General features: G+C 44.8%; 9 protein-coding genes. 6 read left to right on the top strand and 3 right to left on the bottom strand.

What is annotated here, in order from left to right:
• The first annotated feature begins 234 nt into the window (after window positions 1–234).
• Complete coding sequence (locus tag AACQ93_RS10410; RefSeq protein WP_064604787.1) at window positions 235–1,092, top strand: GNAT family N-acetyltransferase; 858 nt, start codon at window positions 235–237, stop codon at window positions 1,090–1,092.
• A gap of 73 nt (window positions 1,093–1,165) precedes the next feature.
• On the opposite strand, the gene AACQ93_RS10405 is transcribed toward AACQ93_RS10410, so the two are convergent.
• Window positions 1,166–2,416, bottom strand: coding sequence for an NADH:ubiquinone reductase (Na(+)-transporting) subunit B (locus AACQ93_RS10405; protein ID WP_064604785.1), 1,251 nt, complete (start codon window positions 2,414–2,416; stop codon window positions 1,166–1,168).
• A 543-nt stretch (window positions 2,417–2,959) separates the two neighbouring features.
• Here AACQ93_RS10405 and AACQ93_RS10400 point away from each other — a divergent pair.
• Both AACQ93_RS10400 and cydB read left to right on the top strand, forming a co-directional pair.
• Complete coding sequence (locus tag AACQ93_RS10400) at window positions 2,960–4,345, top strand: cytochrome ubiquinol oxidase subunit I (RefSeq protein WP_064604783.1); 1,386 nt, start codon at window positions 2,960–2,962, stop codon at window positions 4,343–4,345.
• 8 nt (window positions 4,346–4,353) lie between these two features.
• Window positions 4,354–5,352 carry a cytochrome d ubiquinol oxidase subunit II gene (gene cydB / locus AACQ93_RS10395; RefSeq protein ID WP_064604780.1) on the top strand — a complete coding sequence of 333 codons (999 nt, stop codon included), beginning with the start codon at window positions 4,354–4,356 and terminating at the stop codon, window positions 5,350–5,352.
• 216 nt (window positions 5,353–5,568) lie between these two features.
• On the opposite strand, the gene AACQ93_RS10390 is transcribed toward cydB, so the two are convergent.
• Window positions 5,569–8,748 (bottom strand): efflux RND transporter permease subunit, encoded by a 3,180-nt coding sequence (locus tag AACQ93_RS10390; RefSeq protein ID WP_064604779.1) that lies wholly within the window; start codon window positions 8,746–8,748, stop codon window positions 5,569–5,571.
• Complete coding sequence (locus tag AACQ93_RS10385) at window positions 8,748–9,851, bottom strand: efflux RND transporter periplasmic adaptor subunit (RefSeq protein ID WP_064604777.1); 1,104 nt, start codon at window positions 9,849–9,851, stop codon at window positions 8,748–8,750. Before AACQ93_RS10385 ends, AACQ93_RS10390 begins: the two co-directional genes overlap by 1 nt.
• Before the next feature lie 226 nt (window positions 9,852–10,077).
• On the opposite strand from AACQ93_RS10385, the gene AACQ93_RS10380 reads away from it, so the two are divergent.
• The 3 genes from AACQ93_RS10380 (at window position 10,078) to deoR (ending at window position 12,360) form a co-directional block, all read left to right on the top strand.
• Window positions 10,078–11,028 (top strand): M23 family metallopeptidase, encoded by a 951-nt coding sequence (locus AACQ93_RS10380; RefSeq protein ID WP_064604775.1) that lies wholly within the window; start codon window positions 10,078–10,080, stop codon window positions 11,026–11,028.
• A complete protein-coding gene (locus AACQ93_RS10375; protein ID WP_084419100.1) occupies window positions 10,932–11,372 on the top strand; it encodes a bactofilin family protein in 441 nt (146 codons plus the stop codon). Before AACQ93_RS10380 ends, AACQ93_RS10375 begins: the two co-directional genes overlap by 97 nt.
• 247 nt (window positions 11,373–11,619) lie before the next feature.
• Window positions 11,620–12,360 (top strand): DNA-binding transcriptional repressor DeoR, encoded by a 741-nt coding sequence (gene deoR / locus AACQ93_RS10370; protein ID WP_064604773.1) that lies wholly within the window; start codon window positions 11,620–11,622, stop codon window positions 12,358–12,360.
• Window positions 12,361–12,386: the final 26 nt, after the last annotated feature.

Here is a 12,386-nt window from a genome sequence, read left to right as displayed (position 1 = left end):
TTGATATAAATCTGATAAATTTTTAACCGTCAAAAAATAATTTTTGCTGTCATTATTTTGTCGCCAATAACCCGACAGATTAGCAAATAAATTGAGCTAAAAATAAGCGATCAGGATCACCAAATAGCAAATGCCTCACAACTTCTTTAAGAACAGCAGCTGTGGGGAAAGTATTCTGCTATTATGCAACCGGCTTAATTGCTGTGATTTGTTTATAAGCAGGGAGCGTTGTTGATGCCATCAAATCGTTATCACATCTATGTTCAGGAAGATACTTCGTATCAATTTTTCCAGTCTTGCCGCTTTTGGCAGGAAGCGGTGACTTGTGCATCTTCGAAGCAGACTCAGTTAAACACCCGAGTTTATATTTTTGACACTGATGCCAACACCAATACTGAAGATGTATTTCGCATTGATGAGGGTGGTCATCCAGTCAGTAATGGTCATTTGGCTCGTTCATTGTACCAGCAAGTAAAACTCACCCCGATCAATGAACTGACGTTGCTGGGAGTAACTGAGCCTTTGATATTGGATAATGCTGTTATGACGGTTCTGCCGTTGGCAGATGCTTACTCTGAAATCCACAGGCTTTGTGGTGCAGAAGAGCTCACTCAGTCTTTAGAAGCTGAGGTATTGGCTTCACCATTCAGTCGTTCTTACCATGAAGAGAATGACATTGCCTTGATGGTTTATCGAGATGAGCAACTGGTGGCGACTGCGGTATTCAGTCGTTATATTGAAGATCACCGTTTTCCTGTTCATCGTGGTGAACTTTGCTATGAGTTGTCTCTGCATACTGTTTTTGTTTCATCTTCTTTCAGAAGACAGGGCATAGCCACCAGTTTAGCCAATACAATCATTAATATTGCTCGTAATGACCTTAAGCATCTTCACTTGCGCTTACTTGAGGCAAATATTCGTTTGATGCCTTGGTTCTCTGCGTTAGCATTGACTCCGGGTGGCGAGGCGATCTGCGGAATTCTGAGTGAAGCATTTACAGATATGAATGACGATGTCATTGAGGAACTGATGGATGATGGTTGGGCAATAAGTTATCAGGATCCGGTTATTTTTGTCGAAAGCATGGCTTAATGTCAGCCCTTCAAAACCGGAAACCTCGAATAGCGCGGGTATGGTTCAATGTGAACCATACCCATTTTTATTACTAACTTGTCGAATTAATACGCTTCATTCGTCGCTTGATATTCGATCTGGTTACGACAAAATCAAATAAAGGTGCAAACAGGTTGGCAAACAGTATTGCCAGCATGATGCCTTCCGGATAAGCCGGATTGATAACTCGTATTAATACCGCCATTACACCAATTAACAATCCGTAAGCCCACTTCCCGTTATCAGTAAAAGCGGCAGAAACTGGATCTGTTGCCATAAACAACATACCGAAAGCAAAGCCTCCGAGTACCAGATGCCACCAGAATGGCATTGAAAACATAGGGTTGGTATCCGAGCCGATAATGTTGAGCAATGTTGCTGTGACGACCATGCCAATAAATACGCCGACTACAATACGCCACGATGCGATTCTCATAAAAATGATCATGGCACCGCCAAGGAGCAGTCCTAAAGTGGATACTTCACCAATGGATCCGGGGATATTGCCTATAAAGGCATCCATCCATGTGATGACTTCTCCGGTTGCATTATGAATCAGTGCGGTTGATCCGTTGTCGGCCCATTGGGTTAAGGCTGTTGCGCCGGTATAGCCATCTGCCGCCGTCCAGACCAGCCCGCCTGAAATCTGCGCAGGATAAGCGAAATACAGAAAGGCTCGTCCCGCCAGCGCCGGATTAACAAAGTTTCTGCCTGTACCGCCGAATATTTCTTTAGCGACGACGATACCAAAGGTGATACCAAGTGCTGCCTGCCATAAAGGTAGAGTAGGGGGCACGATTAATGCGAACAGAATTGATGAGACGAAGAAGCCTTCGTTGATTTCGTGCTTACGCACTACAGCGAATAATACTTCCCAGAAGCCACCGACAATGAATACCGTGATATAAATTGGCAGGAAATGCATGGCTCCCAAAAGGAGTTTACTTCCCCAACCAGCAGATTCAGCCAACGTTCCGCCCAATGATAGGGTTGCAGCATAACGCCAGTTTTCATCAATAAGTGAAGCAATTTGTTCCGGTGTGTAGATGCTATTAAGAGCTACAATAGCCTGATTACCGACATTGTACATTCCCCAAAATAAAGCCGGGAAGGTAGCCAGCCAGACCATTATCATGATGCGTTTCAAATCAACACTATCGCGAATATGGGTTTGTCCGGATGTTACTTGACCGGGAGTATAGAAAATCGTGGCGACAGCTTCATACACGGCATACCATTTTTGATATTTACCGCCGGGTTCAAAAGCCGGTTCCATTTTTTCAAGAGTGCGTTTAAGTCCCATTTAACAGCCCTCATGTCAGACACTAAATAATAAGCGTATGAAGTTAACCAATGTAAATTACTGTTGTAAGTTACGAAGGTCGGGGCTGAGTGGTTCATTTAGGTGAGTTAATTTAAATATAGATGTGGCGTTAATATTACTCAATTATTCTATTGGTGAGTGTAACTGCAAGTTGATGTGTTTCTTGTGTTTTTATCTATAAGTTTCAGGCTCTTAATGCTTTTTCTTCGCTGCTTTTAATTTGGTTAAGACAATAACCACATTATTAGTGCTGTATTTTTTGCTGTAATAACATTAAATAATGTGTGGTATTAGGCTGTGTGGAAAATATAAAGTTGAAGTTATTTAAGCTAAGTAAGCTTATTTTGTCATCCCTCGATTATAGAAGGACTAAACTTCGACCGAGTTGTGAGTATTGAACCATAATAGATACTTAAACGTATCTTTAACTAAATTGTTTTATTCGTAGTTTATATTGCTAGCGTTTGGCATTGATTACACTCGCATCATTATGACCTTATCGGTGCGGGTTAAGGAGCCGACATGGATGAACTCGCGATTGATCTGGCACGATTTCAATTTGCTTTTACCGTCTCATTTCACATCATCTTTCCAGCTTTCACTATCGGGCTGGCAAGTTACCTTGCAGTACTTGAAGGCCTTTACCTTAAAACCGGTAAACATAAGTACATCGAACTTTATCATTACTGGGTGAAGATTTTCGCCATCAGTTTTGGTATGGGTGTCGTCAGCGGCATTGTGATGAGCTACCAGTTTGGTACTAACTGGGGCGTTTTCGCTGATAAAACAGGCCCGGTACTGGGACCGCTGATGGGATATGAAGTCTTTACTGCCTTTTTCCTTGAGGCCGGTTTTCTTGGTGTGATGTTGTTTGGCATGAACCGTGTTGGTAAAAAATTGCATTTCCTTTCAACGTTGATCGTCGCAATAGGCACGTTGCTGTCAGTATTTTGGATTTTATCCGTTAACAGTTGGATGCAGACACCTGCCGGTTACTCGGTTAATGAATTGGGGCAATTCATTCCAGAGGATTGGTGGGCGGTTATCTTTAATCCTTCTTTCCCGTATCGATTAGTCCATATGGTGTTGGCTGCTTACCTGACAACAGCGTTCGTGGTTGGCGGTGTTGCTGCTTATCATCTGTTGCGATCCCAGCATAACCATTTGGCCAGAACCATGTTTTCGATGGCGATGTGGATGGCGGCGATTGTCACGCCTATACAGGTTGTCGTCGGGGATTTACATGGCTTGAATACCTTGGAGCACCAGCCTGCTAAAGTTGCTGCGATGGAAGGACATTTTGAAACTCAGAAAGGCGCGCCTTTGATCTTATTCGGGATTCCGAATGAAGAGACCAAACGAGTTGATTACAAAATCGCGATACCTCACTTGGGCAGTGTCATTCTCAAACATGAATGGAATGGTGAAGTAAAGGGGCTGGATACCTTCCCTGAAGATCAACATCCCCCGGTAACTATAGTTTTCTGGAGCTTCCGAATTATGGTCGGCCTGGGTTTCCTGATGTTGGCTATAGGGCTTTATAGTCTTTGGCTGCGAAAGAAAAATGAGCTCTACCATAACGAACTGTTCCATCGCTCTTGTGTGGCGATGGCACCGACCGGCTTTATTGCCATTTTATGTGGCTGGATAACAACAGAGGTTGGTCGTCAGCCGTATACCGTATATGGCTTACTCAGAACGGCGGACTCGGTTTCTCCTGTTGACGCAGCTGCTGTCAGTGTGTCATTGGCTGCTTTTGTCGTTGTCTATTTTAGTGTTTTCGGTGCCGGTTTCTTTTACATTTTGCGCTTGATGCGTAAGTCGCCGACGAAATATCAGGAGGCACTGGATAGTAAATCAGCCAAAGCCAGCCCAGGAATTACCACCACTACTCACTTGAATCCTTAGGAGGCCATATGGATTACGCGCTGATATGGTACATCTTAATTGCCGTAGCTGTATTTGCTTATGTCATTCTGGATGGCTTTGACTTGGGGATCGGCATCTTGTTCCTGGGCGGAGAGTCAGAAAAGGAACGAGATCTGATGATGAACAGTGTTGCTCCGGTCTGGGATGGTAATGAAACCTGGCTGGTGCTGGGCGGTGGTGGTTTATTTGCAGTTTTTCCGCTGGCTTATTCAGTAGTTATGCCTGCTTTGTATGCGCCGCTGACTATGATGTTACTCGGGCTGATCTTTCGCGGTGTTGCTTTTGAATATCGGTTCCGGACAACACGAGGAAAGTTCCTTTGGGACAGTTCCTTTTTCATCGGTTCGCTGGTGGCAACTTTTACACAGGGGATGATGCTGGGGACTTTGTTGCAGGGTATAGAGGTTGCAGGACGTCAGTACAGTGGCGGTTGGTTTGACTGGTTTACACCATTTAGTGTTTTTTGTGGATTCGTGACTGTCGCAGCCTACAGTTTGTTGGGGGCTTGTTGGTTGTTGATTAAGCTGCCTACACCATATCTCTCTCGTTATTATTCAATAGCTAAAAAGTGTGCATTGATTATGGTTGTGATGGTGGTTGTTCTCAGCATTTGGTTGCCTTTGGGGAATAGCCAGATTGCAGAGCGTTGGTTCTCATTTCCGCAGGCCTTATTGTTCCTGCTAATTCCTGCGGGCTCAGCGTATTTGGTTTACCTGCTGTTTAAAGACCTGATTGAGCACAAGCCGGTGAAAGCTTATCTGGCGAGTTTAGGCTTGTTTTTCCTGGCTTCGTTAGGCTTCGGTGTAAGTACATTCCCGTATATTGTGCCGCACAGCCTGACTTATACCGAAGCCGCAGCGCCCGATACCAGCCTGAAATTTTTGTTGAGCGGAGCAGTGATTCTGCTGCCGTTAATTATTGCTTATACCGCTTATTCTTATTGGGTTTTCCGCGGCAAGTTGAATGAAGATGAGGGGTATCACTAATGAATCCCTGCTTTAAACGATGGCTGTGGTTTATTGCGTTATGGTGTGGCGGTGTCTTATCTGTGTTGCTGCTGGCTATGATAATACGCTGGGTGTTGTCTCCAGCCTGAGAGCATGCAGTTGTTTAAAATCAGAAGGAAAATAATAGCCGGATCATAAGTGGATATGATCCGACTAAAGTTAGAGCGAATGAGTCAAAAGACAGTGGTCAAGTTCTTATAGAACTTCTTCTGCTTTTATGTCTGCATCTTGCGTTTGTTTCTCTCTTTGCAGTTCTGCCTCTGGCGCCGGATATTTATCCGGAATATGCTCTTTTCGCTGTTTATCCCGCCCCAGCATCAGCAGGCAAGGTGTGAGGATCAGCGTAAGTACGGTCGCAAATGCAAGGCCACCGGACACGGCTGTTGCCAGCTGTGACCACCATTGGGTACTTGGCGCTCCGAACTCTACTTTACGGCTTATAAGGTCAATGTTCATCTCAAGTACCATTGGCATTAGACCAAGTATGGTGGTGATAGTGGTTAACAGCACTGGCCTTAAACGCTGGGAGCCGGTGTGCATGACTGCCAGGGTTTTGTCGTAGCCTTTTCTCCTTAGTTGGTTATAGGTATCGATAAGAACAATGTTGTTATTAACAACAATTCCAGCAAGGGAAATGACCCCGATACCGGACATCACGATTCCGAATGGACGCTGGAAAATCAGCAATCCAAGGAAAACGCCGATGGTTGAGAACAGGACGGCGCTCAGAATCAATAAGGCCTGATAGAAGCTGTTGAACTGAGTGATAAGGATCAGTCCGATGGCGGCCAGTGCGACTAAAAATGCCGAGAATAAGAACGCCGATGAGTTTTCCTGCTCCTCATTTTGCCCCCTGAGTTTGAACGAGATGTTCTCTCCGAGCGGGAGCTTTTCCAGTTCAGCCTGTACTTTAGGCAGTTCCAGACTGAGGTTATAGCCCGGAGCCATGTCTGCCATGACTTCGAGGACCCGTTTCCCGTCAATACGGCTGATAGTTCCTTGTTTTGGTGATGGCTGAACCGTGGCGAAATTGGTAATAGGGATCAAACCATACTGAGTTTTGACTCTCAGTTCATCAAAACGGCCAATGTCACGCTGGTTGCTTGGGTATCTGACCAAGATATCAACTTCATCATCGGTATCATCAGGCAGATATTCGCCGATTTTTAGGCCGTTGGTAACGAACTGAACGGTATTGCCGACTAATGTTGCATCGCCGCCAAAGCGTGCCGCATCATCGCGGTTAATGTTGATTTCCCAGTCGATTCCTTCTTTGTTGTCTGAGTCTGAAATATTGGTAAAAGCCGATTGAGATTCAATCCAGTGACGTACCTGTTTTACGGCTCTCGACATCTGCACTGTATTGGTGCCGCTGATCTCAATAACCAGATCATGATCGCTTGGCGGTCCGGCTTCAGGGAATTTAAATTCCAGCTCAATGCCTGCCAAATCTGCTGTCTTTTCACGTAATTCAGCAATGATCTCTTTCACTGGCGGGCGGTATTGCCAGTCTAATGGGTTAAGAACAATGTAGCCGATCTGATCATCACCGCCGGTACGGGTGTAAACACTACTTAAACCTTCTGTACCCAGAACCCGGCTTTCAATTTTCTGCATGAGCTTATCTTTTTCATAAATAGATAAGTCGCCATGAGAGCGGGCCTTAATTGTAAAAAACGGGGGATCGACTTCAGGGAAGAACACCATCCCAAGCCCGGCTTTTGAATAGCCAAAACCGATTGCTGCAGCAAAGAGCAGGGCACCAATCAGGATTTTCCCCGGGTGACGGATGGCAACAGCAAGGGTGGACAGATAAATACGAGTCAGCCCTTTAGCCTGATCAAAGTGACCTTTTTCTAGGGCAATTCGCCGTTGTCGTTCCGGTTTGCTGATATGTTGAGGTTTGCCTATAACACTCCCCAAAACCGGAACAAACAGCATTGCCATGACAAGAGAAGCACTAAGCGTAGCTATCAGGGTTAATGGCAGATAACGCATAAATTCACCGGTAACATCCGGCCAGAACAGCATAGGTGCAAATGCTGCCAGTGTCGTTGCTGTCGAAGCAGTTATTGGCCATGCCATACGCTTGGCTGCTTCCTGGTAAGCTTGTTTGCGAGGAATACTTTCCTGCATCCGTCGATCAGCGTACTCAGTAACAACAATTGCCCCGTCTACCAGCATACCGACCGCCATGATCAAGGAGAACAGCACCATGATATTGATGGTCAGTCCACCCATAGCCAGAACCAGTAAACCAGTCAGGAAGGAGCCGGGAATCGAGATGCCAATTAGTAAAGCGGTACGGGAACCTAAAATTGCCAGGATGACCACAACCACAAGAATGATTGCAGATAAAATATTGTTCTGCAGATCATTGAGCATAATTTTGACATCTTTGGATTGATCCAGCGTGTATTCGACCAGAAGGTTATCCGGCCACATTGATGTCTTTTGGGCTTCTTCAACAACCTTTTTAACAATTTCAACTGTTGCAATGATGTTTTCACCAGCGCGCTTTTTAACATCGAGTACTACAGCGGGTTGACCATTCAGGCGGGCAAAGCTGTTTGGATCTCGGTATGAGCGACGAACGGTCGCTATATCGCCGAAGGTTACAACAGTATTGCCGTCAACCTTTATGGGTAGTTCAAGGATATCTTTGAGTGAGTCAAATACCGACGGGACTTTAACTGAGAATCGTCCGTGGCCACTATCGATAAAGCCGGCAGCAACCACCCGGTTGTTCCTGGCGACCAGATTAAAAACATCATTCTGGTCGAGTCCGTAACTTTCCATCAGTAAAGGCTCAACCAGCACTTCGACCACATCTTCACGGTCACCGGCAATATCGACTTCCAAGACTTGCTTAAAACTCTCGAGTTTATCCTGAAGCTCCCTGGCAATTTGAATTGTGGTTCGTTCCGGAACGGTACCGTAAAGAACCATAGACAGGATAGGGTCGAAGCTGGCAATGGTAATTTCGTGGACTGTGGGTTCGTCACTTTCATCAGGTAGCTGAGCTTTGGCGATATCCACCGCTTCACGAACATCGGTCAGCGCTTCGTTCAGATCGGCACCGGCGTTGAATTCAAGGACGACGGAAGCATATCCTTCTGCTGCCGTCGTACGCATCTCCTTTACATTTTCAATCGACTGTAATTCTTTCTCCAGAGGTCGCGCCAGTAAGCGTTCAGAGTCTTCAGGGCTTATCCCTTCATGGGTGACAGAAGCATAGATGATTGGAATTGCGACGTCCGGATTCGATTCTTTTGGGATCACCTGATACATCACAATTCCGGCTGTCAGGATGAGTGCCAGCAGGGTGAGCATTGTTCGGGAGCGGCTGAGGGCCGCATCTATTATCGCAAACATCAGTTATTCTCCGCGTCTCTGACCGGAATAACACGGTCGCCGTTACGGACAAAGCCCTGACCTGTGGTGATGACATCAACTTGATCTTTAACGCCGCCTAACCATACTCCGTCAGGTTCAACCTTGACGATGGAGATAGGGATAAATTTCACTTCGTTATCATTGATAATGGTTTTGATTCCAAGGTTGCCGGCTTCATCTAGTGCTAGCATGGATGGAGTAATCTTGACTGCTTGCTGTGTATCCAGCGCAAGGGCGACATCAGCACTGATTCCGGCTGAGAGTTTCATTTCCGGGTTGGGGATTTCTATCTCAACTGCAAAGGTATTGGTTTGTTCAGAAGCAACTGTTGCTTTGTAGCGTAATATCCCTGAGGCCGTCAGGCCGGTTATCAGTGAAATTGACGCTTCTTGTCCGTTGTAAACTTGCAGTATATGACGTTCGCTAACATCGGCGCTGATTACAAGTGGATCAAGGTCGACTATAGTGGCAACCGGATCACCAATACCAAGGAAATCCCCCTTTTCGATATGCAGGATCTCTACAATGCCATCGAATGGGGCAGTAATTACGGTATTTTCCAGCGCCAGCTCAAGGTTTCGAACCGTTGCCTTAGCCTCAATAAGTGCCGCCTCTGCCTGGCTGAAAGCGACTTCGCCCTGCAAACCGCGATCCCTGAGCGATTTTGCCGCTTTATGTTCTTTTTCTCTTACAGTTAGAAGTGCCTCGGCACGTTTTAATTGAAGCTGACGGTCTGCCTTATCAAGCTGTACCAATGCCTGACCAGCTTTTACTCTGTCTCCCTTACGCACGCGTAAGGTATCAACTTTGCCGGAAACTTCGGCTCCTAATGTCGCCTGCCTGTCTGGGGCTGTTCGTCCGTAAAGAGAAATCGAACGGCTAATTGGTTGGGTTTCGAGGGTAGAGATAACAACTTTTGCGAGAGGGGCTGAGGATGTAGATTGGGTATTTGTCGAGGAGTCTGAGGGCTCCAGGTCAGGAGTGCTGTTGATACCACTTAGCAACCAAATACCAATTGCAAGCAGGATAAAAATTGAAATTATCCAGGGGTTTCGTGAGATCGTCTGTTTGAATGGGATCATTTGCTACTTTCCTTGTCAGCATTTTGTTGGATCTTTGGTCGCTACACAGGAGGAGTAAAACTTTATTATGCCAACTGCGCTGTTACGAAGTTGAATATAATAGCAATTTATTGCCTGGTTTAATGGTTACATTTTTAACTTTACATCCTGATTCACAAAATGCTCTTAAGCTGCCTCAGGATGTGGTCGCTTATCTATGAAGAGATTTATAGAGAAACGTATTTCCATGAAGGAACGTATCATTATTTCGGTATCCACGGTCAATGGATCCAAGCATTTCCATTTGGGATTGAAGGCTCAAAAAGGAATTCGCTGGGCCGTGGCTGCGGCAGTGACAGCATCGTTGGTCACCGTTGGTTCCATCTTCTATCTGATGAATGAAGTGGATTTTGCCAAAGTTAAACAAGAGGAATTAGAGAAGCGTTCCTATTCGTTGAATGAAGAGCTTGATGTGCTTAAGCAGTTAAAAGGCGAGCTTGAGCATGACCTGGGTGAACGCGAATCTAGGTTGTCTATGGTCTCTGACAGGCTGGGGGAACTGGAGAACCTACTAGGTGTGAATGCTGATGGTGAAGCACCTCTGGAATCTCGTCTGGATGTGGCTGCAATTAACTCTGCAGTAAGAGTCGCCGTGCTTGAAAGCTTGCCGAATGGCGCTCCGGTTAAGAATGCTCGTCAGTCATCACAGTATGGCAGAAGGAAGCACCCGGTTACCGGTAAGGTTCGTTTGCATGCCGGATTGGATTTTGCGGTCAATATCGGAACGCCGATTTATGCGCCGGCAGACGGTGTTGTAGAAGTTGTTCGTCCAAGTAATAAAGGTTCGGGTAACTTTATCAGACTTCAGCATTCTTTTGGTTTTACGTCATCTTATTCTCATTTGAAGAAGTTTGCCGTCCGTAGTGGAGACTTTGTGAATAAGGGCGAGCTGATTGGTTATTCCGGCAATTCGGGCTTGTCGTCCGGGCCGCATCTGCATTATGAAATCCGGTTTGTTGGCAGACCGTTAAATCCGCGTCCGTTTGTTGATTGGGGCATGGACAACTTTGAACATATTTTCGAAAAAGAGAGAAAAATAAAATGGGTATCTTTAATAAACAAGGTGGAACAACGAGTCAGCACGCAACTACAACTGTCATCGCAAAGGGCTGTAACATCACAGGAGAACTCCAGTTAGCCTGCGACATCCAGGTTGACGGTAACATTGAAGGTAAGCTGCGCTTAGAGAAAACCTTGGTTGTCAGTAACTCTGGCCGTCTGAAAGGTGAGATTTACGCCGACAAGATCGTAGTAAACGGTCTGATTGAAGGTACTTGCTATGCCAACGCCATTGAAATTCTGGATAAGGGTAAAGTGAGTGGCACGATTTTCTGTGACGATCTGAGCATCGATCGCGGTGGTTGCTTCCTGGGTAGCACTCACCCGGCAGAAAAAGAGCAAGTGGTCGAGCTTTCTCCGAAAGATAAAGCTCCTGCAAAAAATATGAAGAAGAAGCCAGAGCAGAAAGCGATTAACGAGTAAGCTCTGTTTTGTGATTTGATACAAATAAAAAGCTCACCTTTTATGGTGAGCTTTTTATTTGCAAGTGATTTTGTGCTTAATCCCAAATTCTATTGTTATTCAGATTGAACTGGTTGGCTTTCTGGTTAAACTAAGCTGTTATATTATTATTTTCTTAGAACATAGTCATATGTTGATGTGATTGCATATTAATGCCATCAGTATCTTATTAATTTCACAGCTAAATGTTTAAGTATCAGGAAGATAGATGTCTGAGACAAAGAGAGATAAAAGACTTAAACAGCTTTCTGAGCTTTTGGTTGGACGCGAAAAATTACATTTAAAAGATGCAGCAGATAGACTTTCTGTATCTGAAATGACAATTCGTCGTGATTTAAGTGAGTCAAATCCACTTGTTAGTCTTATTGGTGGTTATATTATCAATAAGCAAATAAACGCACCTGAACGTGAATACGTTATTAATGAGCAAACAATAAACAACGTAAATGAAAAAATAAGGATAGGTGAGCGAGCAGCTAATTTGGTTGCTGAGAATCAAACAGTTTTCTTTGATAATGGAACGACAATAGTTCATGTAATTCAATCAATTAGCGATGATTTGTGTTTCACGGGAGTCTGTTTTTCGCTAAATGTCTTCTTGGCTCTGAAGAATAAACCGAATTGCAAACCTGTATTGTGCGGCGGTGGTTATGACCCTAAGTTTAATAATTTCTATCCACTCGGCGTCAATAGTGAAATAGATAATATACGGTTTGATGTGGTATTTCTTTCTGCCGCAGGTGTTGATATTAATCATGGTATAACTTGTTACTCTTTTCATGAGTTACCTTATAAAATGCGGGCAATCAAACAAGGCAAGAATGTAATATTGGCAGCGGACCATTCAAAGTTTGGAAAAGTAAAATCAGCCTTTGTATGTAAACTATCAGATGTGCACCAAGTTATTACTGATTCTGAATTACCTGATGAATATAAAGCATACTTTTAGTCATTGATATTGGATGTGGTGAATGA

Origin of the sequence: Photobacterium sp. J15 (assembly GCF_963870815.1) — a bacterium.
Classification (GTDB): Bacteria; Pseudomonadota; Gammaproteobacteria; order Enterobacterales; family Vibrionaceae; genus Photobacterium; species Photobacterium marinum.
Note: the sequence above shows the minus strand (reverse complement) of the source record. Positions and strands in the feature narration are given on the sequence as shown.

Bases quoted from the DNA above. Each gene is read 5' to 3' on its own strand.
- AACQ93_RS10375 (WP_084419100.1), top strand. From the start codon at position 10,932: ATGGGTATCTTTAATAAACAAGGTGGAACAACGAGTCAGCACGCAACT.
- deoR (WP_064604773.1), top strand. From the start codon at position 11,620: ATGTCTGAGACAAAGAGAGATAAAAGACTTAAACAGCTTTCTGAGCTT.
- AACQ93_RS10410 (WP_064604787.1), top strand. From the start codon at position 235: ATGCCATCAAATCGTTATCACATCTATGTTCAGGAAGATACTTCGTAT.
- AACQ93_RS10380 (WP_064604775.1), top strand. From the start codon at position 10,078: ATGAAGGAACGTATCATTATTTCGGTATCCACGGTCAATGGATCCAAG.
- AACQ93_RS10390 (WP_064604779.1), bottom strand. From the start codon at position 8,748: ATGTTTGCGATAATAGATGCGGCCCTCAGCCGCTCCCGAACAATGCTC.
- cydB (WP_064604780.1), top strand. From the start codon at position 4,354: ATGGATTACGCGCTGATATGGTACATCTTAATTGCCGTAGCTGTATTT.
- AACQ93_RS10400 (WP_064604783.1), top strand. From the start codon at position 2,960: ATGGATGAACTCGCGATTGATCTGGCACGATTTCAATTTGCTTTTACC.
- AACQ93_RS10405 (WP_064604785.1), bottom strand. From the start codon at position 2,416: ATGGGACTTAAACGCACTCTTGAAAAAATGGAACCGGCTTTTGAACCC.
- AACQ93_RS10385 (WP_064604777.1), bottom strand. From the start codon at position 9,851: ATGATCCCATTCAAACAGACGATCTCACGAAACCCCTGGATAATTTCA.